At 65.7% G+C, this 26,552-nt stretch carries 18 protein-coding genes; 13 read left to right on the top strand and 5 right to left on the bottom strand.

Annotation, left to right across the window (positions count from 1 at the left end):
- Positions 1-378 precede the first annotated feature (378 nt).
- The gene (locus MUN73_RS13485; protein WP_250141012.1) at positions 379-1,527 is read right to left on the bottom strand and encodes a helix-turn-helix transcriptional regulator; all 1,149 of its coding nucleotides are present in this window, start codon (positions 1,525-1,527) and stop codon (positions 379-381) included.
- A 171-nt stretch (positions 1,528-1,698) separates the two neighbouring features.
- Between MUN73_RS13485 and MUN73_RS13480 the strand changes: the two genes are divergently transcribed.
- Together MUN73_RS13480 and MUN73_RS13475 are read left to right on the top strand one after the other, a co-directional pair.
- Entirely contained in the window at positions 1,699-3,369 is a 1,671-nt protein-coding gene (locus MUN73_RS13480) for a DUF4198 domain-containing protein (protein WP_250141011.1), read from the top strand.
- On the top strand, positions 3,366-4,109 hold the full coding sequence (locus tag MUN73_RS13475) for a DUF4897 domain-containing protein (RefSeq protein WP_250141010.1): 744 nt from the start codon (positions 3,366-3,368) through the stop codon (positions 4,107-4,109). Before MUN73_RS13480 ends, MUN73_RS13475 begins: the two co-directional genes overlap by 4 nt.
- 76 nt (positions 4,110-4,185) lie before the next feature.
- Here the strand turns inward: MUN73_RS13475 and MUN73_RS13470 are convergent, their stop codons facing one another.
- Together MUN73_RS13470 and MUN73_RS13465 are read right to left on the bottom strand one after the other, a co-directional pair.
- A complete protein-coding gene (locus MUN73_RS13470) occupies positions 4,186-6,204 on the bottom strand; it encodes an AMP-binding protein (RefSeq protein ID WP_250141009.1) in 2,019 nt (672 codons plus the stop codon).
- 5 nt (positions 6,205-6,209) lie between these two features.
- A complete protein-coding gene (locus tag MUN73_RS13465; protein WP_250141008.1) occupies positions 6,210-7,067 on the bottom strand; it encodes an SDR family NAD(P)-dependent oxidoreductase in 858 nt (285 codons plus the stop codon).
- 166 nt (positions 7,068-7,233) lie between these two features.
- On the opposite strand from MUN73_RS13465, the gene MUN73_RS13460 reads away from it, so the two are divergent.
- From MUN73_RS13460 to MUN73_RS13440, 5 genes are all read left to right on the top strand, one after another.
- The gene (locus MUN73_RS13460) at positions 7,234-7,950 is read left to right on the top strand and encodes a helix-turn-helix domain-containing protein (RefSeq protein ID WP_250141007.1); all 717 of its coding nucleotides are present in this window, start codon (positions 7,234-7,236) and stop codon (positions 7,948-7,950) included.
- Between the two features lie 142 nt (positions 7,951-8,092).
- The gene (locus MUN73_RS13455) at positions 8,093-8,398 is read left to right on the top strand and encodes a DUF7518 family protein (RefSeq protein WP_250141006.1); all 306 of its coding nucleotides are present in this window, start codon (positions 8,093-8,095) and stop codon (positions 8,396-8,398) included.
- A gap of 84 nt (positions 8,399-8,482) precedes the next feature.
- Entirely contained in the window at positions 8,483-12,055 is a 3,573-nt protein-coding gene (gene smc, locus MUN73_RS13450; protein WP_250141005.1) for a chromosome segregation protein SMC, read from the top strand.
- Positions 12,048-13,082 carry a segregation/condensation protein A gene (locus MUN73_RS13445; protein WP_250141004.1) on the top strand — a complete coding sequence of 345 codons (1,035 nt, stop codon included), beginning with the start codon at positions 12,048-12,050 and terminating at the stop codon, positions 13,080-13,082. Before smc ends, MUN73_RS13445 begins: the two co-directional genes overlap by 8 nt.
- A 162-nt stretch (positions 13,083-13,244) precedes the next feature.
- On the top strand, positions 13,245-14,681 hold the full coding sequence (locus MUN73_RS13440) for an MATE family efflux transporter (protein WP_250141003.1): 1,437 nt from the start codon (positions 13,245-13,247) through the stop codon (positions 14,679-14,681).
- 160 nt (positions 14,682-14,841) lie between these two features.
- On the opposite strand, the gene MUN73_RS13435 is transcribed toward MUN73_RS13440, so the two are convergent.
- Positions 14,842-15,540, bottom strand: a complete 699-nt coding sequence (locus MUN73_RS13435; RefSeq protein WP_250141002.1) for a phosphoribosyltransferase — start codon at positions 15,538-15,540, stop codon at positions 14,842-14,844.
- Between the two features lie 249 nt (positions 15,541-15,789).
- On the opposite strand from MUN73_RS13435, the gene thiC reads away from it, so the two are divergent.
- The 5 genes from thiC to MUN73_RS13410 all read left to right on the top strand — a co-directional run bounded on the left by thiC (position 15,790) and on the right by MUN73_RS13410 (position 22,690).
- Entirely contained in the window at positions 15,790-17,226 is a 1,437-nt protein-coding gene (gene thiC, locus MUN73_RS13430) for a phosphomethylpyrimidine synthase ThiC (protein WP_250141001.1), read from the top strand.
- A gap of 108 nt (positions 17,227-17,334) precedes the next feature.
- On the top strand, positions 17,335-18,234 hold the full coding sequence (locus tag MUN73_RS13425; protein WP_250141000.1) for a PhzF family phenazine biosynthesis protein: 900 nt from the start codon (positions 17,335-17,337) through the stop codon (positions 18,232-18,234).
- Between the two features lie 400 nt (positions 18,235-18,634).
- Entirely contained in the window at positions 18,635-20,968 is a 2,334-nt protein-coding gene (gene ppsA / locus MUN73_RS13420; RefSeq protein WP_250140999.1) for a phosphoenolpyruvate synthase, read from the top strand.
- Positions 20,969-21,125: 157 nt separating this feature from the next.
- Positions 21,126-22,211: a tyrosine decarboxylase MfnA gene (gene mfnA / locus MUN73_RS13415; RefSeq protein WP_250140998.1), complete on the top strand. Its 1,086-nt coding sequence runs from the start codon at positions 21,126-21,128 to the stop codon at positions 22,209-22,211.
- Between the two features lie 140 nt (positions 22,212-22,351).
- Complete coding sequence (locus MUN73_RS13410; protein ID WP_250140997.1) at positions 22,352-22,690, top strand: hypothetical protein; 339 nt, start codon at positions 22,352-22,354, stop codon at positions 22,688-22,690.
- 4 nt (positions 22,691-22,694) lie between these two features.
- Here MUN73_RS13410 and MUN73_RS13405 read toward each other — a convergent pair whose 3' ends face one another.
- Entirely contained in the window at positions 22,695-24,041 is a 1,347-nt protein-coding gene (locus tag MUN73_RS13405) for a sodium-dependent transporter (RefSeq protein ID WP_250140996.1), read from the bottom strand.
- A 417-nt stretch (positions 24,042-24,458) separates the two neighbouring features.
- Between MUN73_RS13405 and metG the strand changes: the two genes are divergently transcribed.
- Entirely contained in the window at positions 24,459-26,549 is a 2,091-nt protein-coding gene (gene metG / locus MUN73_RS13400) for a methionine--tRNA ligase (protein ID WP_250140995.1), read from the top strand.
- The last annotated feature ends 3 nt before the right edge of the window (positions 26,550-26,552 follow it).

Here is a 26,552-nt window from a genome sequence, read left to right as displayed (position 1 = left end):
GCCCCGGGGGTTTCGATGCTGCTCATGTCGCCGAGATCTTCGCCCGTGTAGGTCGCCTGAGCCCGTCGGATGATCTTCCCCGACTGACTGGGTCTTGGAGCACTCGTCGACCGCGGCGTGGCGATCCACGACGTTGTGAGCGATGTCGAGTTCGCCGGGATACCGGTCGGAAAACTGCGACCCGTCGCAGTCGTCCCGGATTTCGTCGTACTCCTCGTCGAACTCGATCCCGAGGTAGTCGACCAGTCCGTCACAGAACCGGTCGACGCCGATACCGCAGCGGGGAGCGACTGAGCTCGCTGGACCACCGCGGACACCGCTGTGGCTGTTTGCTTCGCGTTTCCCTCCACTACGTAGTCGCAGGGACAGTACCGACGTCTAGTCCGAGTTCTCGAGCAGGTCTATCACGTTTTCGCGCCCGATCCGCAGTTTTTCGACCGCGTTTTCCTCGGCCATTCCCGACACGACCCGCGAGGTCTTCGACGCCGACCAGTCGAGTTCCTCGGCGACCGCAGCCTGCCGCATCCGACCGTCGTTTCGCTCGAGAAGTGTCCGAACGCGATCCTCGTCGGTCGCGAGTTCGGGCGCCGGTGATGCGGGGCCGCTTGCTGGCGATTCCACCGACTCGTCGCCGTCGCTCCGTGCTTCAGCGCTGTCGTCAGTCTCGGTCGCGGCAGCAGGGTCGGTCGACGCGGTCAGTATGTGCACGCTCGAGCGTAATTGCCGGGGGAGACCGCGTCGCGATCCGACGAAAACGCCGATCGCAACGATCGCAACGAGCAGAATACCGCCGACGACCCCGAGTGGTGTGCTGTCCCACGGGTTCGTTCCCTCGTGGTCGCTATCGACGGCCGAGTTGGCCGGTTCGAACCGGACCGTGGGATGGCGATCGGCGAAGCTTTCGGGCCCCGCCCAGACGGCCGTTGTGCCATCGCGCTCGTCCGGCGGCGGCGATGTCGCCGTCGGCGCGTACCCCGTCGGCGGGGCGATCTGTAGCCGATCGTCGTCGTCGAGGTAGAATCCGCCACCGAACACGTCACCGACGGCGATTTCGTCGCCGTCGACCACGCCGAAGTTCGTCCACGTGAACGAGTACGTAACCATACCCCACTGTCTCGGCACCTCCTGGATCGACGTCTCCGCGCGAAACGACGACGCCGTCATGTTCCGGCCAGTCGATTCCGCGGCGTTCGAGACGACGCCGGTCATTCGGCGTTCGAACTGCTCGACGTAGCTCTCTCGGTTAGCACGAAACTGCTCCTGGAAGGCCTCGTAGTCGTCCACCTCGGAGTCGTTGGCGAGTCGCGTCCGAACCGTCACCGACCAGTGAGCGGTGCCGTTCTCGTCCATCGCGATCCGCGTTACTGTCGTGTCGGCCTCGGGCGTCTCGGCTGCCACGATCGCGGACCCATCGTCAGTACCGGTCGGACCAGATTGGCCGGTCGACGCTGTCGTCCCGACGGGAACCGCTACCAGCGTGAGTATCACTGCGAGGACCACGGCAATACGATCGAATGGGGTACTCACGGTCACCGTTCACTTTCGAGAGAGGTCGTATAAGCATACTGTCTTCACGATTGCAAGCCATCGCAAATCGCTGCAAACGACCGCACGAACCGGCCCCGAGCCGTGCAATTCGGTAGGAATCGATGCCACGATCGATCCGGTTTATCCCTGATAGGTTCCGAGACGTGATCGATGATACCCCGACGACTACTGATCGTCTCGATGGCGATCTTGCTTTGTACGAGCGTCCTCGGCCCGGCGGTCGCCGCCGGGACGGTGGCGCAGGACGAGACGAACGGCCACGAAACGACCGAGGACAACGTGACCGTGACGACCGGCGCACAGCTGTCGACGGTCGTCACGGCAACGAGCGACGAAGTCCGAACTGAGTTCGAGAACACGGCGTTCGACGAACGCATCGAGCGGAGTAACGACAGCGACCGTGCAACGGCGATCGCTGATCGAGCGGCGGTCCTCGAGAACCGGTCGGAAACGCTCCAGGCGGAGTACGAGGAGGCCACTGCAGCCTACGAGTCCGGCGAGATTGACAAGTCGACGTACGCACAGCAGCTCGCGTCGCTGAACACACGGGCCCAGAGCGTCGTGTCGAGTTACGACCGCCTCGAGGAGCGCGTCGAGTCACTCGACGAGGTCGACCGTCGTAGCGCCGGCGTGACGCTGTCCGAGATCGAAGACGAACGGGAGGCGTTGTCCGAGCTCACAGGTTCCGGGACCGACGCGCTGCTCCGACAGTTCACCGGTGAAGAGCGCGGTAACGCGGAGATCGAGATCGACGGCGGCCTGTCGATCGAAGTCGAGAACGAAGACGGCGAACGGAGCCGCGAGTACGAGCGGCCCCGCGACGGGAACGGATCGCTGGAGATCTCTCAGACGGACGCACTCACTGCAACGACCGATGCCCTTTCGGACGTCGACGGCAACAGTAGCTGGAGCCTCGTCGAGGCCAAAACCGACGACGACGGCGTCTACGAGTTCGAGTTCGTTCTGACGGGAACCGAAACCGGCGAGGCCGAGGTCAGCGTCGACGGCGAAACGGGAACCGTCTTCGAACTCGAGGAAGAGATCGCGACGCGAGCGGCGGACGAAGACGATGACGACGACAGTGACGAGCGAGAAGACGAAGACGACGAGCGGTTAGTAATTCTCGTCGCGTCCGGATCGCCAGGACCCGGCGAAGAGGTGACGCTGCGAGTGCTCGCGGACGGACAGCCGGCAGCCAACGTGACGGTTACCGTCAACGACCAGGCCGTTGGCGAGACGGATAGCAACGGCGAACTCACCGTTACCCTGCCACGCGAAGATGTCGATATCGACGCCGAACGCGGCGAGGCCGAGGGCGAACTCGAGTTCGAGTTCGGCGACCATTCGGACGAGATGGACGACGATGCTGAATCGCAGTTGGACGCCGAAGCGACGATCGACAACGGAACCGTGACCGTCTCCGTGACGTTCAACGGGACCCCAGTGTCGGGTGCAAATGTCGTCGCAAACGACGAAGCAGTCGGCACGACCGGGGACGACGGCACGGTTTCCTTCGCCCTCCCCGCGGATACAGACGAACTCGACATCGACGTGAATCGCGGCGAACTCGAGACCGAGATCGAACTCGAGTTCGAAGCTGACGACGACGATTCCGAAGACGATGACGACGTAGACGACGATACCGAAGCTGACGACGACGATTCCGAAGACGATGACGACGTAGACGACGATACCGAAGCTGACGACGACGATTCCGAAGACGATGACGACGTAGACGACGATACCGAAGCTGACGACGATGACGTCGTGGACGACGACGAGCTGGACGGTGACGACGATTCCGAAGACGATGACCGATGAATCGGGAACCGAACCAACCGCGACTCCGGCGGGTGGGCGTGTACGCGTCGCGGCTCTTCGCCGTCGTACTCGTTGCGCTCCTCCTGACCGGAAGCGTCGCCGCAACCGCCGATAGCGCAAGTGCGATCGACGCCCACTCACAGGGAACGGACTCGGCGTTCGTGGTCGCCCTCGAGGACGACGGCGACGCGACGGTCACTGTCGTCGTCACGTTCGATCTGACCGACGAAGCGGACCGTGCGGCGTTCCAGTCGCTCAAAGAGAACGAAACGAAACGGAGCGAACTCGAGGCGCGCACCGAACGGCGATTGCAGTCGGTCGTGGCCGGTGTGGCTAACGAGACCGACCGCGAGATGGCGATCGAGGAGACGCGCGTCTCCTTCGAGACGGACGACCAGACCGATCGCGGTATCGTTTCCGTCTCGGCGACCTGGCGCGGGTTCGCAGCAACCGAGGACGGACTGCTGACCATCGCAGAACCGTTCAACAGCGGATTCACGGCTGATCAGGCGGTCGTCCTGCAGCTTCCCGACGGATACGCGCTCGCGGAGGCGACGCCGGAGCCGTCGGAGCGTGCTGACGGACACGTCAGCTGGGATGCGAACACGTCGCTCGAGGGATATGAGGCGGTCATCGTCCCGTCGGACGGGGCAGACGACGGTGACTCCCAGCCCGGGTTCGGACTCGGAGCGGCGGCGATCGCGATCGCTGGCGGCGTCTGGTCGCGGCGACGCCGGTAACGGCGTCGCCCGGTAAAGAGACCGACCGTATCGCCCCCGTTCGATCGGGGCTACGTACGCGACTCCGATTTTCCGTTTATCTCGCTTCCTCGAGGTCCTCTAACGCGCCCGGGTTTTCGATGCTGCTCATGTCGCCCAGATCCTCGCCGGTGTAGATCGCCTGGATGGCTCGGCGGATGATCTTGCCGGACTGTGTCTTGGGGAACTCGTCGACGAACAGCACTTCGCGCGGGCGGAACGGCTTGCCGAGTTCCTCGCCGACCTGTGCGCGAAGTTCTTCGCGGAGATCGTCCGTTTCGTCGATCCCGTCCTCGAGGACGACGTAAGCGACGACGGCGGTTCCGGTGGTGTCGTCGGGCGCGCCGATCGCCGCGGCCTGGTTGACCGCCTCGTGATCGATGAGCGCCCCCTCGACCTCCGCCGGGCCGACCTTGCGGCCGGCGACGTTAAGCGCGTCGTCGGCGCGGCCGTGGAGGAACCAGAAGCCGTCCGCGTCCTTCTGGGCCCAGTCGCCGTGATCCCACATGTCCTCGAACATCGACCAGTACTCGTTCAGGTAGCGCTCGTCGCCCGACCAGAGCGACTTCGTCATCGACGGACAGGAATCCTTCGCGACGAGGAAGCCCCGCTCGTTGTCCGCTTTGACGGACTCGCCCGAGGAGTTCACGATGTCGATGTCCATCCCGAGGCCAGGCCCGCCGAGCGTGCAGGGTTTCAGCGGTTCGGTCGGCATCGGCATCAGGAAACAGCCACAGATTTCGGTGCCGCCGGAGATGTTGATGATCGGGGCCTCACCGCCGCCGACGTTCTCGTAGAACCACCGCCAGGACTCGGGATCCCAGGGTTCGCCCGTCGACCCGAGCAGTCGGAGCGAGGAGAGATCGTGGCCCTCCAGCCAGTCGTCCCCGTGCTTGCGTAGGGCACGGATCGCGGTCGGCGAGATGCCGAACTGGGTCAGCTTGTGCCGATCGATCATCTCCCAGAACCGATCGGGTTCCGGGTGGTCGGGCGCACCCTCGTACATGAAGACGGTGCCGCCGAAGGTGTGGGTCCCGATCAGCGTCCAGGGACCCATCATCCAGCCGATGTCGCTCACCCAGAAGAACCGATCGGCGGGCTTGAGGTCGAAGCCGAAGTGGAGTTCCTTGGCACACTGGATCTGGACGCCCGCGTGCGTGTGAACGATCCCCTTCGGCTTGCCCGTGGTTCCGGAGGAGTACAGGAGCATCGACTCCTGGCTCGAGTCGAGCGACTTCGTCTCGTACGCGTCGTCGGCCGACTCGACGGCGTCGGCCCACCACTCGTCGCGATCGTCGGTCCAGGGGATCTCGTGCTCGCTCTTCGGATCGCTGGAGTCTAATCTGTCGAAGACGATCGTGTGCTCGACGTAGCCGGCCTCCTCGATCGCCTCGTCGGCGGCGGACTTGAGGAAGACCGGATCGCCGCGTCGGAGGAAGCCGTCACCCGTAAAGAGCACTGAACACTCGGCGTCCGCGATCCGGGTGGCGGCGGCGTCGACACCGAACCCGGAGAAGATCGGCACCGCGATCGCGCCGACCTTGAAACAGCCGTAGAGGATCGAGACGACCTCGGGGACCATCGGCATGTAGAGGCCGACGGTGTCCCCGGTCTCGATGCCCCGCGCCTCGAGCGCGTTGGCGACCTTGTTCGACTGGCGGTGGAGTTCGTGGTACGTTACCTCTCGAATATCGCCGTCCTCGCCCTCCCAGATGGTCGCGACCGTGTTGCGTCGTTCCTCGTCGACGGCGGCGTGGCGATCGCAGACGTTGTGGGCGACGTTGAGTTCGCCCCCGGGGTACCAGTCGGTGAACTGCGGCCCCTCGCTGTCGTCCCGTACGTCGTCGTACTCCTCGTAGAACTCGATATCGAGGTAGTCGACCAGTTCGTCCCAGAACCAGTCGACGCCCGACGCCTCGACGCCCTCGAGGTCCGTCGTGGTTCGCTCGACGAGTTCGTCGTAGTCGTCGATGTCGTACGCCTGCATGAACTCGTGGACGTTCGTCGACTCGACGAACTCCTCGCTGGGTTCGTGAACGATCTCGTCGACGTCTTCCAGGCTGGTATCTGCGGACATGGAACTCACTCGTACGTAAGAGTCATTCCACCATCAAACAACAGGTCTCCACCGTCGAGGTGCCGTCCCAGATCCGAGAAGCCGAGCAGGAAGAGGTTCCCCACGTCGATCGGGTCCATCATCTCTTTGACGCGGGACTGGCCGAGCATCACGTCCTCGACCACCTCGTCGACGCTGATGCCGCGCTGTTCGGCGGTGTCCTCTAGCTGGTCCGTCACGAGCGGCGTCTGGACGTAGCCGGTGCTGACCGAGAACGAGCGGATCTCGCCGTCGCCCTCGGCGGCGATCGACTGTGTCAGCCCGCGCAGGCCGAACTTCGAGACGTTGTAGCCGACCTTGTCGCTGGTGACGTAGTGGCCGTGGACCGAGGCCATGTTACCGACGCACCCCTGTCCGTCCTCGGTCTCCCGGAAGTGCGGAATGCACAGCTTCGAGAGGTACAGCGGCGCTCGAAGCATCACCTGGTGCATTCGATCGTAGGCCGCCATCGGGAAGTCGTCGATCGAATCGATGTGTTGCATCCCCGCGACGTTCGCGAGGTACTTGACGTCGCCCAGTTCCGCGGCGTCCGCGACGATCCGCTCGATGTCGTCGTCGTCCGTGAGATCCCCCGCGATCGGTTCGATCGACCCCGCGAGATCGAGTTCCGCGCCCCGATCGACGGTACCCTCGAGGCCGTCCTCGTCGACGTCGGTCGCCGCGACGGTGAGCCCGTTGCCCGCGGCCGCGAGCGCGGTCGCACGTCCGATCCCCGATCCGGCGCCCGTGACGAGACAGATGTTCCGTTCGGTAAACGAGTCGTCGTCGATCCTGTGAATGTCCTCTCGCGTCACCGTCGGCGGTGTAACCTGGTCCTGAGACATGGCTCGAACACGAGAAACGTTCGCTAGGGGCACGGTAAAACGGCGCCGTTAACATATCAACGACGATCGCGGTCGCACGGTCGCGAACGGGTCGGCCGTCGCCGGTCGGACGTGCCAGAAATGAAAACAGTTAATTCCCTCCATGGTTGTTGTTGGCTATCGAGCGATGATCGACCTCGATATCGACATGCGGCAGTACGATTGCCCGTTCATCGATACGACCGACGACGTCGACATCGCGTTCTCGGCCGTCCAGTGGCAACTCGATACGGACGACGAGAAACTCGAGACGCGACTCATCGCGCAGGCGGACTCGATGGGTGCGCTCGACGACGGACTCCGCGCGCTCCGGGAGCACCCGAACATGACGGACTGTTACATCCTCTCGAAGCGGGACAACGTCGCCGAGATCGGGACGACGATCGAGCAGACGAACGCCATGGCGACCATCCAGGACAACGGCGGCTACATCACCGGCCCGTTCCGGATCGAGAACGGCCGGGAGCGCTGGCACGTCGGGTTCGACGACGACCAGGACGAGGACCGCGCGCTCGCCGAGCTCGAACGACACAACGACTACTCCGTCGAGGGACGCGACCAGTTCGGCCCGACGACCCTGTTCGACCTGCTCGAGAACTCCGACAGCGCAACCGCGCTCCTCGAAGGCTGCCGGTCCCTGACCGAGACGGAACGCGAAACCTTCGAGGTCGCGACCGCCAGGGGGTACTACGAGACGCCACGGGACACGACGCTCGACGACCTGGCGGACCACTTCGACGTGTCGAAAACGGCCGTCTCGATGAACCTCCGCCGCGGTGAACGGAAGATCCTGAAAGCGGCACTGACCGCGCTCGATCAGCTGGACGACACCGAGACGTTCTAATCGGCCACCGGGTCCGGCCCGTCGAACTCGGCGTCACCGGGGTGACGAGTAGCCGTATCGACGATCCGATCGCCAGCGAGTTACCAGAACGGTTAGTCTTGTCTGACGTACGTTTATGTGTCCGGACAGATCCCTAGGACGTATGTCGAAAAACCGCGTCGAGCAGCTCGAATCGACGGTGGCGGAACTCGAGTCAACTGTTGAGGGACTGACGGACGAACTCATCGAAGCGAAAGAGCGCATCCGCGTTCTCGAGGCCGAACTCGACGCCGACACGCCAACGCGCGTCCCGGAGCGCCGTAGCACCGAGGCGGACCTCGACGACCTCGCGGAGGAGGAGACGGCCGAAGCGAATCCGGACGACGTCGCCGAGGCAGCAGCCGACGCCGACGAGTCCGCCGGCGACGAAGCGGAAGACTCAGGTAGCGACGACATTATAGTCGCATAACCGCACGACTGCGAACCGCACGACTGCACCGCGGCATCGGCCCGCGGCCGTCTCGATCAGGCCGACGGAGGTTTCGAGAAGGGTATGTATATCAAGGCGCTCGTTCTGGACAACTTCAAGAGCTTCGGCCGGAAGACGAAGATCCCGTTCTACGAGGACTTCACCGTCGTCACCGGGCCCAACGGCTCCGGCAAGTCGAACATCATCGACGCCGTCCTCTTCGCCCTCGGACTGGCCCGGACCCGCGGCATCCGCGCCGAGAAACTGACCGATCTCATCTACAACCCCGGTCACGAGGACGGATCCGCCTCGGGCGGACCGCGAGAGGCCACCGTGGAGGTGATCCTCGACAACGCCGACGGGGCCCTGACTCGATCGCAGGTCGTCAACGCCGCCGGCAGCGAGGACGTCGGCGACGTCGACGAGATCCGCATCCGCCGGCGCGTCAAGGAGACCGAGGACAACTACTACTCCTACTACTACCTGAACGATCGCTCGGTCAACCTCTCGGACATCCAGGACCTGCTGGCCCAGGCGGGCGTCACCCCGGAGGGGTACAACGTCGTCATGCAGGGCGACGTCACCGAGATCATCAACATGACGCCCCACGCCCGCCGGGAGATCATCGACGAGATCGCGGGCGTCGCGGAGTTCGACGCCAAGAAGGAGGACGCCTTCGAGGAACTCGAGGTCGTCCAGGAGCGGATCGACGAGGCCGAGTTGCGGATCGAGGAGAAGCGCGATCGCCTCGCCCAGCTAGAGGACGAACGCCAGCAGGCGCTTCGCTACCGTCGACTCCGCCGCGAGAAAGAGGAGTACGAGGGGTACCGGAAGGCGAGCGAACTCGAGGAGAAACGCGAGGAACTCGCGGGCGTCGAGGACCGGGTCGACGACCTCGCGGACGAACTCGAAGGCCTCCAGCGCGAACTCGACGAGCGCGAGGGCAAGGTCGTCCGCCTGCAAGAGGATCTCGAGGACTTACACGCCGAAATCGAGCGCAAGGGCGAGGACGAACAGCTCCGGATCAAAAGCGAGATCGAGGAGATCAAAGGCGACATCTCGCGGCTCGAGGACAAGATCGAGGCCAGCGAGGAGCAGATCGAGGACGCCGAATCGAAGCGCCGGGAGGCGTTCGTCCAGATCGATCGCAAACAGGAGACGATCGAGGACCTCGAGGACGAGATGCGCGAGCACAAACTCGAGAAAGCCTCGATCAAGACGGAGATCCAGGAGCGCGAGGCCGAACGCGACGAACTCGAGGCCGAGATCGAGGCCGTCGACACCGAGTTCGACGAACTCAAGGCCGAACTCGCGGAGCGCAAGGACGACCTCGAAGAGGCAAAGACCGAGAAGAACGACCTCCAGCGCGAGCAGGACCGCCTGCTCGACGAGGCTCGCCGCCGATCGAACGCGATCAGCGAGAAAGAGGAGACGATCGAGGAGCGCCGCGAGGAGATTCCCGAGATCGAGAGCCGGCGATCGGATCTCGAACGCGAACTGGAGAAGGCCGAGCAGAACCGCGAGAACATCGCCGACGTGGTCGACGACCTGAAGGCCGAGAAGCGGCGCATCCAGTCGGACGTCGACGATCTCGACGACGAGATCCAGGCGAAACAGCAGGAGTACGCCGAACTCGAGGCCAACGCGGGAGAGAGCGGCGACTCCTCGTTCGGTCGCGCGGTGACGACGATCCTCAACTCCGGGATCGACGGCGTCCACGGCGCGGTCGCCCAGCTGGGGAACGTTCCCGGCGAGTACGCGGTCGCCTGCGAGACCGCTGCGGGGGGCCGGCTGGCGAACGTGGTCGTCGACGACGACGTCGTCGGTCAGCAGTGTATCGAACACCTCAAGTCGCGCAACGCCGGTCGCGCGACCTTCCTGCCGCTGACGGACATGAGCCAGCGCCGGCTCCCGAACGCGCCCAGCGATCCGGGCGTCGTCGACTTCGCGTACAACCTCGTCGACTTCGATTCGGAGTACGCCGGCGTCTTCTCGTACGTGCTGGGCGACACGCTCGTCGTCGAGGACATCGAGACCGCCCGATCGTACATGGGCGACTACCGGATGGTCACGCTCGACGGCGACCTGGTCGAGAAGAGCGGCGCGATGACCGGCGGCTCCGGGAAGGGATCGCGCTACTCCTTCACCGGCGGCGGCGAGGGCCAGCTGGAACGGGTCGCCAAGCAGATCACCGAGCTACAGGAGGAACGCGAGTCGCTCCGCGAGGACCTCCGGGACGTCGAGGAGCGGCTCGACGACGCCCGCGACCGCAAGACCGACGCGGCCGACGAGGTGCGATCGATCGAGACCGAGATCGAGAAACTCGACGACAGGCGCGACTCGATCGCGGACGAGATCGAGACGCTCGAGGACGAACTCGCGGAACTGAACGCGGAACGCGAGTCGGTCGACGAGCGGATGACCGAGATCGGCGAGCAGATCGAGACGAAGACGGCCGACGTCGAGTCGATCGAGGCCGACATCGCGGAGCTAGAGAGCGAACTCGCGGACTCGAAGATCCCCGAGTTGACCGCCCAGATCGAGGAGCTGGAGGAAGAGATCGACGAGCGGGAGGACCGGATCGACGAGATCGACAGCAAACTCAACGAACTGGGCCTCGAGAAGGAGTACGCAGAGGACGCGATCGAGGACCTCCACGACGACATCGAGGCCGCACAGAACCGCACGGCCGAACACGAGGAGCGAATCGCGGAGTACGAGGAGACGATCGCCGAGAAGCGCGAGACGCTCGAAGCGAAACACGAGGCCGTCGAGGAACTCGAGGAAGAACTCACGGAGCTGAAGGCCGAGCGGAGCGACCTCAAGGAGGAACTCGCCGACGCGCGAACGAAGCGCGACCAGCAACAGGACAGGGTCAACGCCGTCGAGAGCAAACTCGAGGACAGCCGCGAACGGGCGAGCAGCCTCGAGTGGGAGATCGACTCGCTCGAGTCGGAGGTCGGCGACTACGATCCCGAGGACGTCCCCGACCACGACACCGTCCTCGAGATGATCGACCTCCTGGAGGCGGACATGGAGGCGATGGAGCCGGTCAATATGCTCGCGATCGACGAGTACGACGAGGTGCGAAGCGACCTCGAGGAACTCGAGGACGCGAAGGCCACGCTGGTCGAGGAGGCCGACGGCATCCGCGATCGGATCGAACAGTACGAGACCCAGAAGAAGCAGACGTTCATGGACGCCTACGAGGCGATTTCGGCGCACTTCACCGAGATCTTCGAACAGCTCTCGGAGGGGACCGGGACCTTGCACCTCGAGAACGAGGACGATCCCTTCGACGGCGGCCTGACGATGAAGGCCCAGCCGGGCGACAAGCCGATCCAGCGCCTCGACGCGATGTCGGGCGGCGAGAAGTCGCTGACCGCGCTGGCCTTCATTTTCGCGATCCAGCGGCACAACCCGGCCCCGTTCTACGCGCTGGACGAGGTCGACGCCTTCCTCGACGCCGTCAACGCCGAGCGGATCGGCCAGATGGTCGAGGAACTCTCCGAGAAGGCACAGTTCGTCGTCGTCTCGCACCGCTCGGCGATGCTCGATCGCTCCGAGCGGGCGATCGGCGTGACGATGCAACAGGACAACGTGAGCGCGGTGACCGGGATCGATCTGAGCAGCGAGGAGGTACCGGCCGATGACTAGCGAGGGGAGCGAGCCCCCACGAGACCCGGACGCGTCGAGCGGGGACGAGCGTCGCGACGACCCGCGAGACGGCGGGTCCGACGACGACATCCCCCTGAACATCGCCGGTCACGAGGATCGCGATCGGCCGGGCGCGGACGGCACGGTCCTCGAGTTCGCGGACGGCGACGACGAGTCGGGCGTCGACGAGGACGGAAGCGATGTCGAAGACGGGGACGAGGAGGAAGTCGAACCGGTCGAACTGCTCGTTCAGTTGGCCAAGGACGGCGAGATCGATCCGTGGGATATCGACGTCGTACGGGTGACGGACAAGTTCCTCGAGGCACTCGACGACGTCGACCTCCGCACGTCGGGCCGGGCGCTGTTCTACGCGAGCGTCCTCCTGCGGATGAAAAGCGACGAACTGTTCGCGCCGGACGAACCCGAGGAGGAGGAACTCCCGCCGTGGGAGGCTCCCTTCGCCGACGAGGGGGCGATGGACGGCGCGGACGGCGACGGGCCGGCACCCGGCTTCGACCCCGTCGAGGGCCTGGAAGCGGAGATGGAACGCCGACTCGAACGAAAACACGCCCGCGGCAAACCCGAGACGCTGGACGAACTCGTCCGGGACCTCCGGGAGGCCGAGCGGGGAAGCTGGTGGAAAGACTCCCGGAGTTACGACACCAGCGACTCGCCTCGCGGGTACGATCGGGGGGTCCAGGAACTGCACTACCACTCCGACGACGACTTCCGGGTCGACGACGAGCCGACCAGCGACGACGTCACGCACACGACTCACGAGGAGGACATCGAGACGGTGATCGAGGAGGTCGAGACGGTGCTGGCCGACCAGTACGAGAAGGGTCGCGAGGAAGTCCTCTACGCCGAGATCGACGAGGTCGGCGGCTCCCGCGTGATGACCTACCTCGCCCTGCTCTTCCTTGCACACCGCGGCCGGATCCGCCTCGACCAGGACGAACTGTTCGGCGACCTCTGGATTCAGGACGCCACGGTCGAGGCGGACGCGACGGAAGCGATCGCGGACTGAGGCCAGGTCGAGCGGATCGCTCGAACTCGATCGCGCGTTCGACTGTGGAGAACGCGGGTGGAGACGCGGACGAGAGCGCCGGCGAACAGGTCACCGATCTGGAATGATAACAGCTATCACATCTCACGAGCGCACAAGTGGGCGGAGCGACTGGATGGTGGTATGTCGGACCAGGTAGCCGAGGAGAGCCTCACCGAGGGGACCCTCGTTCGGCCGATGTTCAGGCTGGCGTGGCCGCTCGTGGTCATCCAGCTGTTGCAGGTCGCGTACAACGTCGGCGACACGTTCTGGCTCGGGGCGCTCTCACCCGACGCCGTCGGCGCGGTGAGTCTCGCCTTTCCCCTCCTCTTCTTGCTGATCGCGGTCGGCGGCGGCTTCACGGCGGCGGGGGCCATCCTCGTCGCCCAGCACACCGGTGCCGAGAGCGGCGAGGACGGGCTGATCGCCGGGCAGACGCTCTCGTTCGTCTCGCTGGTCGCGATCGGGCTCGGTCTCCTCGGGTACGCCGCGACCGATCCGATGCTCGCGCTCCTCCCGGCCCAGGGCGACACGCAGGCGGCGATCATCCCGCTCGCGGCCGAGTACCTGCGGGTGTTCTTCCTCGGCCTGCCCTTCCTCTTTGGCTTCTTCGTCTTCGTCTCGCTCATGCGGGGGTACGGCAACACCCGCGCGCCGATGCGCGTGATGGCCATCAGCGTGTTGCTCAACCTCGTCATCGACCCGGTGTTCATCTTCGGCGTCGGTCCCGTCCCGCGTCTCGAGGTCCAGGGTGCCGCAGTCGCGAGCGTCCTCTCGCGAGCGCTCGCGACCGCGATCGGGTTCTACGTGCTCTACTACACCGACGTGGGGCCCGACATCCGGGCCGAGCACCTGGTGCCGCGCCTCGAGTACGTCGGCGAGATCACCCGTCTGGGCGTCCCCACGGCCCTCGAACAGTCGATGACCGCGCTCGCGATGATCGCGATGACGGCGATGGTCGTCACCTTCCCGCCCGCGGTCGTCGCGGCCTACGGCCTCGGGAACCGGCTCATCTCGCTGGCGTTCCTGCCGGCGCTCGGTCTCGGACAGGCGACGGACACGATCGTCGGCCAGAACCTCGGGGCCGACAGGGCCGATCGGGCGGCGAGAGCCACGTGGATCGCCGCGGGGGTGATCGCCGCGATCATGCTCGCCGCGGCCGCCGTCGCGTTCCTGTTCCCGGAGCCGTTCGTCTCGGTGTTCCTGACGGCGGAGGCCGAGGGGCGCGCGGCGACGATCGACTACGGCGTCACGTACCTGCAGTTCGCGGCCGGCGCGTTCGTCTTCATGGGCGTCCTGCAGGTGATCCAGGGGGCGTTCCGCGGGGCCGGGAACACCAAGACCGCGCTCGTGTTCGCGGTGTTCGGGCTGTGGGTCGTCCGCGTCCCGGTCACCTACTACCTGATCTTCGTCGCCGGCTGGGGAACGACGGGGATCTGGACCGGCGTTCTCGTGGGCGACGTCGTCGGCGCACTCGCGGCGGTCGCGTGGTTCACCCGCGGCACGTGGAAGGGGTCGATCGTCGACGAGGACGAGACCGTCGCCTGCGAGACGCCGGAGGACACGGCCGCCGCAGAGTAGCCCGTACGGCCCAGTTCAGGTCCGGCACACTCGCCGGACGGTTGCGATGTGCCGGTAATCCGGTACAGCGGCCCGTCTCATACGGATTGCTGTAACGATGTACCGGCGCAACCGCCGCCAGAATCGCGGTTGCGCCGGTAATGACTTACAGTAAACCGTATCAGTCGTCGGCCAGCGTCCACTCGCCCGGCCCCTCCGACGCGATGACGTCGCGCCGTTCCATCTCGGTAACGACCTCGGGGATCCGGTTCGGCTGGGCGATCTCCATCTCGATGCGATCGATACCGTGGAACTCGGCGAGGTAGTGGCGAATTTCCTCCTGCGTGAACGTCTCCTGGTCGGCCTGTGCCATGACGCCCGAGACGAGATCGATCATGTCCTCGATGAAGTTCCAGGGGTAGACGATCCAGGTCCAGTCGTCCAGGTGTTCCCCGACGTAGTCGGGTTGGTACTCGCTGGTTCCGAGCAACTGGAGGGTCGCAGTCCGGACCTCGCCGGCACCGCGATCGTCGACGTACTCGTGGGCGCGCTCGATCGAGCCGCCGGTGTCGGCGATGTCGTCGATGATGAGCACGTCCTTGTCCTCGACGCTCCCCTCGGGCATGGGGTACCGGACCGTCGGTTCGCCGCTCTTCTCGGCGGTGCCGACGTAGTGTTCCATCTTCAGGCTCGTCAGGTCGTCGAGACCGAGAAAGTCACAGAGACACCGCCCGGCGAACCAGCCACCGCGGGCGAGCGCGACGATGACGTCGGGTTCGAACGCGTCGCGCCGAACCTCGTCGCTGACGTCGCGACAGAGGCTGTAAATGTACTCCCAGTTCGTGATCGTACAGTCGAAATCGTCCGGTAAGTCGGACATCTGGTGGCACCTACTCGAGAGACTGCATCCCGATCCTCATAAGTTGGCGGAATCCCGTCCGTCGGGGAGATCGATCGCGTGCGGCCGTCAACGGCCCCTCTCCGCCAGCGGGCCGGTCACCGTCGCGGTTCGGTTACCGTCGGGGTCCCGGTCCCTTTCAGTGCCCCGATCGGTTCGACTCGGCGCAGTGGGACGATCGAGTGGAGCCAGTCCCCAGAGTTATAATCTAGTAGTATAACCTAGTTATCAATGCCGCCAACACAGCTCCAGGCCGCTCGTAACGGCGTCGTAACGGAAGCGATGCGCCGCGTCGCCGATCGCGAGAACCGCGATCCGGCGTTCGTCCGGGAACAGGTTGCGGAGGGTCAGGCCGTCATCCCGTCGAACCGGAACCACGACGCGCTCGATCCGATGATCATCGGCCGCGAGTTCGCGACGAAGGTCAACGCCAACATCGGCAACAGCGAGACGACCAGCGATCGCGAGACCGAACTCGAGAAACTCCACGCGGCGATCCACTACGGCGCGGACACGGTGATGGACCTGGGTACCGGAAGCGCCCTGGACGAGATCCGGGAGATGCACGTCGAGCACTCGCCGGTGCCGATCGGGACGGTACCGCTGTACGAGGCGGTCACACAGGCCGGCAGTCCCGACGCGATCACGAAAGAGTTGCTCCTCGAGATCGTCGAGAAACAGGCCGAGCAGGGCGTCGACTACATGACGATCCACGCGGGAATTCTGGCCGAACACCTGCCGCTGACGGACGGCCGGAAGACGGGGATCGTCTCCCGCGGCGGGTCGATCGTGGCGAAGTGGATGGAAGCGAACGGCGAACAGAACCCGCTGTACCAGGTCTTTCCGGAGATCTGCGAGATTTTCGCCGACCACGACGTCACGGTCAGCCTCGGGGACAGCCTGCGACCGGGCTGTCTGGCCGACGCCTGCGACGAGGCCCAGTACGCCGAACTCGACACGCTGGGCGAACTGACCCGAGTGGGATGGGACCACGGCGTCCAGGTCATGGTCGAAGGCCCCGGCCACGTTCCCATGCACAAGATCGCCGAGAACGTCGAGCGCCAGCAGGAGGTCTGCGATGGCGCACCGTTCTACGTCCTCGGCCCGCTCGTGACCGATATCGCGCCGGGCTACGACCACATCACGAGCGCGATCGGGGCCGCGATGGCGGCCCAGGCCGGGGCCGCGATGCTCTGTTACGTCACCCCGAAGGAACACCTGGGACTCCCCGAGGCGGAGGACGTCCGCGACGGCCTGGCCGCGTACCGGATCGCCGCCCACGCCGCCGACGTGGGAACCGAACGCCCCGGCGCGCGTGACTGGGACGACGCCCTCTCTGAAGCCCGCTACGCGTTCGACTGGCGCGAACAGTTCCGACTGGCCCTCGATCCCGATCGCGCCCGCTCGTTCCACGACCAGACGTTGCCCGGAGACAACTACAAGGAGGCCCGCTTCTGCTCGATGTGCGGCGCGGAGTTCTGCTCGATGCGGATCGATCAAGATACGCGGGAAGAGGGCGAGATGGACCGTCTGGAGCCGGCGACCGATCTCGCGGAGTCGCCGGCTGCTGACGTGAATCTGCCGCCAGTCGGCACGCACGACTCCGGCGTCCGCTCACCCCTCGACGACGTTGACGTGTCTCCGGTCGAACCCGCCGAGGACGACTGAGACGGACTGGAACGCCGCCCGCAATCGCGATGGATCGCCTCCGGAACCGGGGCAGGGAGACCGCGAGCCGACGATGGATTGATACCCTTCCCGTTCGACCGCGACGGTATGGATACGGTTCGCGCGCTCCAGGTCGACGCGTTCACCGACGAACCGCTCACGGGGAACCCGGCGGGCGTCGTTCCGGACGCCGACGACCTCTCCGAGACCCAGATGCAGTCGATCGCGAACGAACTCGCGCTCAGCGAGACGGCCTTCCTCCGGTCCAGCGCGGCCGCGGACCGCCGCGTCCGCTACTTCACGCCGACCCAGGAGGTCGACCTCTGCGGCCACGCCACGATCGGCTCGTTCGCCCACCTCCACGACGCCGGGCTCGAACCCGGAACGACGACGCTCGAGACGAACGTCGGCGTTCTCGAGATCGACGTCGAAGCGGACGGAACGGTCTGGATGACCCAGGACGCGCCGACGATTCGCGAGGTCGACGTCGGCTACGATCGCGTCGCGGACGCGCTCGGCGTCGACCGGGCCGCGCTCGAGGGCGCGAGCGCGGACCTTCCGCTGGCGGTCTCCTCGACCGGACTCCCGTTCCTGGTCGTCCCGATCACCTACCTGTCCGATCTCGGGAGCGCGGAGCCGGATATGCGGGCGATCGAGACCCTGACCGACGACCTCGACGCGACCGGAATATACTGTTTCACGTTCGACGCGCTCGAGGCCGAGTCGACGCTCCACGGCCGGATGTTCGCCCCCGGAGCAGGCGTCCCGGAAGACCCCGTGACGGGGACCGCGAGTGGGGCCGCCGGTGCCTACCTCGATCGGTTCGGCGCGTTCGACGACGACTTTCCCGAGGAACTGCGACTGGAGCAGGGCCACTACGTCGATCGGCCCGGGATCGTCCGGGTGCGCGTCGGGAGCGCGGTCCAGGTCGGCGGCCGCGGCGTGACGGTCCTCGACGGCTCGATCGTCGTCCCGGAGGACGACGAAGACGAGATACTCGAGGCCTGATACGGATTGCTGTACGATTTACCGGCGCAACCGCCGCCCGGACCACGGTGGGCGTTGCTGTCGGCGCCGGAACTGGGACCGGTCCGGGCGAGCGATAACGGAACCGGTCGCCCTCCGAGAAGCCAGTCCTCGCGCCGGAGCCGTTCACGTCACTCGGTGAGACAGACTCGATCGAGAACATACTCGATATCGAACACGAGTGCCGAACGGGACGATTGCTATCGAGTTCGGCGTATAGGGGCATTATCGAGCGCGTTATAGGCAATATTAAGCGCGCCGTTCTCTCGCGGGCCGCGCAGTATTTGCCACCAAACTGGAGAAACTCATTCACACGTGAGTTGCGACTCCTGGGAGCCGTTCGCAACCTTCTTTATTCGGTCGAGTGACCCACCAGATAGCAATGGCTGTACTCTGGCTGGAGGAAATCAGCGCCGACGACCTCGAGACGGTCGGCGGCAAAGGTGCGTCCCTCGGCGAGTTGACGGGTGCCGGGCTCCCCGTCCCACCCGGATTCGTCGTGACCGCGGGAACGTACCGCTCGTTCATCGAAGAGGCGAACATCGACGAGGAACTGTTCGCCGCCGTCGACGTCGACGTCGACGATTCGAGCGCGCTCGCGGACGCCGCCGAGCGCGCCCAGGAATTGATCCTCGAGACGCCCTTCCCCGACGACCTCCGCGAGGAGATCGTCGAGTCCTACCGCGAGGTCGGCGACGGCGAGGCGTTCGTCGCGGTCCGCTCGTCCGCGACCGCCGAAGACCTGCCCGACGCATCCTTCGCCGGCCAGCAGGAGACGTTCCTCAACGTCACCGAGGAGAACCTGCTCGATCGAGTCCGGGAGTGCTGGGCGTCGCTGTTCACCCAGCGGGCGATCTACTACCGCCAGGAGCAAGGGTTCGACCACTCCGCCGTCAACATCGCGGTCGTCGTCCAGCAGATGGTCGACGCCGAGAAGTCGGGCGTCATGTTCACCAGCCACCCGTCGACGGGCGATCCGACGATGATCATCGAGGCCGCCTGGGGACTGGGCGAGGCCGTCGTCTCCGGCGCCGTCTCGCCGGACAACTACGTCGTCGAACGCGACGATCGATCGGTCGACGTGACCGTCGCCGAGAAGAAGGTCATGCACGTCAAAGACGAGGAGACCGGGACAACCGTCGAACGCGAGGTCCCCCAGGACAAACGGAACGCCCGGGTCATCGACGACGCGGAGATCGACGCCCTCCTCGACCTCGGCGAACGCGTCGAGGACCACTACGACGAGCCACAGGACGTCGAGTGGGCGATCGTCGACGGCGACGTCTACATGCTCCAGTCCCGACCGATCACGACGATCGACGACGCCGGGGAAGGATACGATCCAGGCGAGAGCGACGCCGAGGCGACGGCGGGACTCACCGACGGGAGTGGCAGCGTCCAGGCCGCCGAGGCCGGAAGCGCCGCAGAACCGGAGCAGACCGGCGAGGTCATCGTCGACGGACTCGGATCGAGTCCCGGCACGGTAAGCGGCGAGGCCCGGATCGTCACGAAACTCGACGACCTCGCCAAGGTCGGCGAGGGCGACATCATCGTCACCGAGATGACGATGCCGGACATGGTGCCCGCGATGAAACGCGCCGCGGGGATCATCACCGACGAGGGCGGCATGACCAGCCACGCCGCGATCGTCTCCCGGGAACTCGGCGTCCCCGCGATCGTCGGGACCACGAACGCCACGACCGTCCTCGAGGACGGCCAGGTCGTCACGCTCGACGGCGACAAGGGGTCGGTGCTCGAAGGGCAGGTCGTCGAACCGGAAGAGGAGGCCGAACCCGTCGAAGAGGTCCGGCCGAAATCGCCGGTCAAGCCGATGACCGCGACCGAGGTCAAGGTCAACGTCTCGATTCCGGAGGCCGCAGAGCGCGCGGCTGCGACCGGTGCCGACGGCGTCGGACTGCTGCGGACGGAGCACATGATCCTCTCGCTGAACCAGACGCCGGAGAAGTTCATCGAGGAAAACGGCGCCGACGCCTACACCAAGGAACTGATCGACGGGATCCGCGGCGTCGCCGACGAGTTCTACCCGCGACCAGTTCGCGTCCGGACCCTCGACGCCCCGACCGACGAGTTCCGCCAGCTCGAGGGCGGCGAGGACGAACCCGCCGAGCACAACCCGATGCTCGGCTACCGCGGCATCCGCCGCTCGCTCGATCGGCCGGACGTCTTCGCCCACGAACTCGAGGCGTTCCGCCGACTCTACGAGATGGGGTACGACAACGTCGAGATCATGTTCCCGCTGGTCAACGACGCCGATGACGTCTACCGCGCCAGGCAACTCCTGACCGAGTCCGGAATCGACCCCGAGAAGCGCAAGTGGGGTATCATGGTCGAGACCCCCGCGTCCGCCCTCGCGATCGAGGAGATGGCCGCCGCGGGAATCGACTTCGCCTCGTTCGGCACGAACGACCTCACCCAGTACACGCTGGCGGTCGATCGGAACAACGAGAACGTCGCCGATCGGTTCGACGAACTCCACCCGTCCGTGTTGCGCCTCATCGGCGACGTCATCGAGACCTGCCGCGAACACGACGTCGACACGAGCATCTGCGGACAGGCCGGTTCCAAACCCGAGATGGTCCAGTTCCTCGTCAACGAGGGAATCAGTTCGATCTCGGCGAACATCGACGCCGTCCGTGACGTCCAGCACGAGGTCAAGCGGGTCGAGCAGAAGTTGCTCCTCGATTCCGTCCGGTAGCGCGTCGTCCCGACCGCGACTGCGCTCCCGTGCCGACGGCCGACGCGGAACCGATCGTCGGTTCGCCGGCGACGAGATCCGCCACGCTCCGTCGTTCTGGCGGTACGATCGACCGGTAAACGCAAGTAATAAACCGTTGACCATCATCTCACGTGATATGCAAGCCGAGCCGCAAGCGTTCGATCGGGTGCTCTCGTCGATGTGTACGGAGCCACACCCGGTAGCGCGCGACGCGGCCGAACGATTTCTCGCGACGAATCCCGGCGATCCCGGGACGTATCCCACCGTCACAGCGCTCGAAGACGAGGCGATCGCGATGCTCGGCGAGATCGCCGGGCTGGACGATCCGACGGGGTACGTCGCGAGCGGCGGAACGGAAGCGAACCTCCAGGCCGTCCGCATCGCTCGCGAGCGTGCGGACACGACGACGCCGAACGTCGTCATGCCAGAGTCCGCCCACTTCAGTTTCCAGAAGGCGGCCGACGTGCTCGGGGTCGACCTCCGGATCGTCCCGACCGACGCGGACCACCGGGTCGATCTCGAGGCCGTCCGCACCTGCGTCGACGCGGAGACGGCGCTGGTGGTCGGCGTCGCGGGGACGACCGAGTACGGTCGCGTCGATCCGATCCCGGAACTCGGCCGCGTTGCCCGTGAGGTCGACGCCATGCTCCACGTCGACGCCGCGTGGGGTGGGTTCGTCCTTCCCTTTACGGACCACGAGTGGAACTTCTCGCACGCGCCAGTCGACACGATGGCGATCGACCCGCACAAGATGGGCCAGGCCGCCGTCCCGGCCGGCGGATTGCTCGTCCGCTCCGCGGACCTGCTGGACGAACTCGCCGTCGACACGCCGTACCTCGAGTCGACAGCCCAGGCGACGCTGACCGGAACCCGATCGGGTGCGGGGGTCGCGAGCGCCGTCGCGGCCATGGCGGAACTGTGGCCCACCGGCTACCGGACGCAGTACGTCCGCTCGCAGAACAACGCCGAGTGGCTCGCCGACGCGCTGGAAAAGCGAGGGTACGAGGTCGTCGAGCCCACCCTGCCGCTGGTCGCGGCGGACGTCCCTCGATCGACCTTCGACGCGCTCCGGGACCGGGGCTGGCGCATCTCCCGGACCGGGACCGGCGAACTCCGGATCGTCTGTATGCCCCACGTCTCCCGGGAGATGCTCGCCTCGTTCGTCGCCGACCTCGATCGACTGGAGGTGCGCGCGAGCGTCCCGGTCGTCTGCGACGACTGATACGGATCGCCGCCCCGAGGTCCCGGCGCACCCGCAGACGGGTCGCGGATGGGCCGGAACCGACGGGCAACAGTCCGGATGAACGACGGTCGGGCCGCGAAACCGATACGCGTTTTTGCCCTCCCCGAGCAGGTACCCGCATGGATTTCGATCGACACGACGGGGTCGCAGTCGTCGGCTTCGCGACGATCGTCGCGCTCTCGCGCGCCGTCGATCCCGCACCGCTTTCGGCTGCACTCGCCGGCTTCCTCCTCTCGGTCGCCGTCTGGCGCCTCTACGACGGGAAGCCGTGGGAGGCGCTGGCCTGGCTCGCGTGGGTCGGAGCCGCGGTCGCGCCGGTCCTCCCGTCCGGAGACCGAGCGTACGGGGTGCTGTTTCTCGGACCGCTACTCGTCGGCCTGGGACTGCTCTTTGGCAGCCGGTTCGACCTGCTTCCGGCGATCTGGGACGTCGATCGAGGGACGGTCGACGAACGGTAGTGAGTTAGAAGAACGTCCCCTGGAGGAACTCGATGTACTCCACGACCGCGAGGTACACCGTGTAGAGGAGCACCAGCGGGACGACGACCCGGACGACAGTGATCCAGTACGTGTCGAACAGGCCGTTTCCGCCCCGGCCCTGCCCGAGTTCCTCGAGCGCGTCGGGGGCGTAAACCCAGCCGATGAAGATCGAGAGTAACAGGCCGCCGACGATGAGCAGGATATTGTTCGCGAACAGGTCGTATGCGTCGAGGTAGTTCAAATCCGTCGCGGTCGGGATACCCACGACGAAGATGACGGCCGCGAGCCCGATCGTCGCCGGGACGCGATCGACGTCGAACGTGTCGGTCACGAACGAGACGACGACTTCGAGGATGCTGAACGCGCTCGACAGCGCGGCGATCGCCAGCATGATGAAGAAGAGGCCACCGACGAGATGGCCGGCCGGCATGGACTCGAACGCGGTCGCGAGACTGATGAAGACGGCGCCGGCACCGCCGCCGCCGGTTTCGAGATCGACTCCCTGCGAGGCGAGGAAGGGGAAGACGACGAGGCCCGCCAGGATCGCGATGAACGTGTCGATCACGACGATGATGATCGAATCGTTCAGCAGATCGCGGTCTTCGCCCAGATACGAGGAGTACGTGATCATCACGCCCATCCCGAGCGACAGCGTGAAGAACGCCTGCCCCGCCGCAGCGGGGAGGATCGAAACGGCGTCGGACGCGAACGTGCTCACGTCCGGATTGAGGTAAAACTGGTAGCCCGTGCTCGCGTTCGGGAGCGTGGCGCCGTACCCGGCGAGGATCACGAGGAGCACGATGACGCTCGGCACCATCACCTTGGCCGCCCGCTCGAGCCCCTCGCGGACGCCGAGGGCGACGATACCGGCCACGAGCCCCATGAAGGCGGCGTGGGAGACGATCGCGTTCGTTCCGGACGCGGTCTCGACGAAGAACAGTTCGGCGTCGCCGCCGTAGCCGCCCGAAAAGCTGGCGACGATGTACTGGAGCACCCAGCCGCCGACGACGCTGTAGTACGACAGGATGACAAAGCCCGCGAACGCACCGATCGCCCCGGCAAAGCGCCAGGAGGGATGACCGAGGCGCCTGAAGGCACCGATCGGGTTCCGCTCGGATCGGCGTCCGATGACGAACTCGACGAGCATCACGGGGAGTCCGATGAGCGCGACGAGAAGCAGGTAGACCAGCACGAAGATCGCACCGCCCGATTCCGCCGTCAGGAACGGGAACCGCCAGATGTTCCCGAGCCCCACTGCGCTCCCGACGGCAGCGAGGATGAATCCTGCTCGCGTCGCCCACTGCTCGCGCGGGATATCGATGGAACTCATGGACGTGACGTGTGAGATGTGATCGCAAAACAGTAGGTGACCGTCGAAAGCGGAAAGCCAGGCTTTGTGACTCGTATACGATCGATACCCGGACTGTCATCGGACTCAAACTGGAGACTGCGGGGCCGAAGGCGGACACACGCGACGCGCGATCGCCGAGGCGAAACGTTATGTGAGATCACCCACAACTCGGAGTCGATGACGACGCCTGCCGTCCGCGACGCCCTTCTCATGCGGATGTAGCGACGGCACTCTCGACCGGGAGGATCGCCGCGATCGCATCGCTCATCCGGTGTCCACGCGGCGTCGAAACCCGACGCGAATCGACGCGTTCGTCTCAGCGACGAGTCTCCCTCGAGAACCGATCGACGATCGAAAACCGGCGGGTTTTACGCCCGTCACCGACAGCACACAGATATGAGCACCGACGACTTTCCGACGGATCGACCCGCGGTCGTGACCTGCGGGTTGCCGTACGCCAACGGCGACCTGCACATCGGCCACCTGCGGGGGTATATCGGCGCAGACGCCTTCAATCGCGCGCTCCAGACGCTCGGCCAGGAGACGGCCTACGTCTGTGGCTCGGACATGCACGGCACCCCGGTCGCCGTCAACGCCGAGAAAGAGGGCGTCGACCCCGAAGCGTTCGCCCTGGACTGGCACCGCCAGTACGAGGAGACGTTCCCGCAGTTCAACGTCGAGTTCGACAACTACGGCCACACCCACGACGAGACCAACGTCGAGACCACGCAGGACATCGTCCGCTCCCTGGACGAGCAGGGGTACATCTACGAGAAGGAGATCCAGGTCGCCTACGACCCCGACGCCGACCAGTACCTCCCGGATCGGTACGTCGAGGGGACCTGTCCCTACTGCGGCGCGAAAGCCCGTGGCGACGAGTGCGACGAGGGCTGTCAGCGCCACCTCGAACCCGGGGAGGTCGAGGACCCGACCAGCACGATCACCGGGAACCCGGCCGAGTACCGCGATCGGACCCACAAGTTCTTCGAGGTCTCCGAGTTCGCGGACTACCTGACCGAGTTCCTCGACGGTCTCGAGGGGACCTCGAACGCCCGGAACCAGCCCCGGCAGTGGATCGAGGACGGCCTGCAGGACTGGTGCATTACGCGCGACATGGACTGGGGGATCGACTATCCAGACGGCGAATCGGACCTCGTCCTCTACGTCTGGGTCGACGCGCCGATCGAGTACATCTCCTCGACGAAGCAGTACTCCGAGCGCGTCGGGAGCGACGAGTACGACTGGGAACAGGTCTGGAGAGAGGAGGGTGAGATCGTCCACGTCATCGGCCGCGACATCATCCAGCACCACACCATCTTCTGGCCCGCGATGCTCGAAGGGGCGGGCTACAACGCACCCCGGGGCGTCGCCGCGACCGGCTTCATCACGATCAACGGCAAGGGCCTCTCCACGAGTCGCAATCGGGCGATCTGGGCCAAAGAGTACCTCGACGAGGGGTTCCACCCCGACCTGCTCCGGTACTACCTGACGACGACCGGCGGCCTCCAGCAAGACGTCGACTTCTCCTGGGACGCCTTCCAGGAGAAGGTCAACGGCGAACTCGTCGGCACCGTGGGCAACTTCTGGTACCGATCGCTGCTCTTCGCCTACCGGAACTACGAGGGGACGCCGGAGGCGGACGTCTCCGAAGAGGTTCGCGAGCGCATCGAGGGTGCGATCGGCGACGCCCGCGAGAGCGTCAACGACTACGACCTGCGCGGGATCGGGCAGGCCGCGACGCAACTCGCGCAGTTCGGCAACGAGTACATCCAGCGCAACGAGCCCTGGAAGCTCACCGACGACGACCCCGAGCGCGCCGAGCAAGTCATCCGCGACTGCGTCCAGATCGCCAAGGCCGTCGCCGTCCTGCTCGAACCGATCGCTCCCGACAAGGCCCAGGGGCTCTGGGAGCAACTCGGCGAGGACGGCGACATCGCCGACGCCCACCTCGAGGACGCGCTCGAGGCACCGCCGCGGACCTTCGACGAACCCGGCGAACTGTTCGCGAAGATCGAGGACGATCGGGTCGCGGAACTGAACGAGAAGCTCGAGGAACGCGTGGCGGACGCAGCCGACGATGACGACGAGGCGGAAACCGAAAGCGACGACACCGCCGCGGACGAATCGGAGTCCATGGCAGCAACCGACGATCTCGAGCCGCTACTCGAGGACCGCATCGGATTCGAGGACTTCCAGGAACTGGACATTCGTGTCGGCCGCATCGAGTCGGCCGAGGGCATCGAGGGCGCCGACGACCTCGCGCGCCTCGAGGTCGACATCGGCTTCGAGACTCGCCAGGTGGTCGCGGGGATCAAGCAGCTCCACGACCTCGACGAACTGCCGGGCCAGAAGTGCATCCTGCTGGCGAACATGGAGCCCGCGGAACTGTTCGGCGTCGAGTCCAACGGCATGATCCTCGCGGCCGGCGACGAGGCCGACCTGCTGACGACCCACGGCGACGCCGCGATCGGCGAGAAGATCCGGTAGCGA

It is taken from the genome of Halosolutus amylolyticus (genome assembly GCF_023566055.1).
Classification (GTDB): Archaea; Halobacteriota; Halobacteria; order Halobacteriales; family Natrialbaceae; genus Halosolutus; species Halosolutus amylolyticus.
Note: the sequence above shows the minus strand (reverse complement) of the source record. Positions and strands in the feature narration are given on the sequence as shown.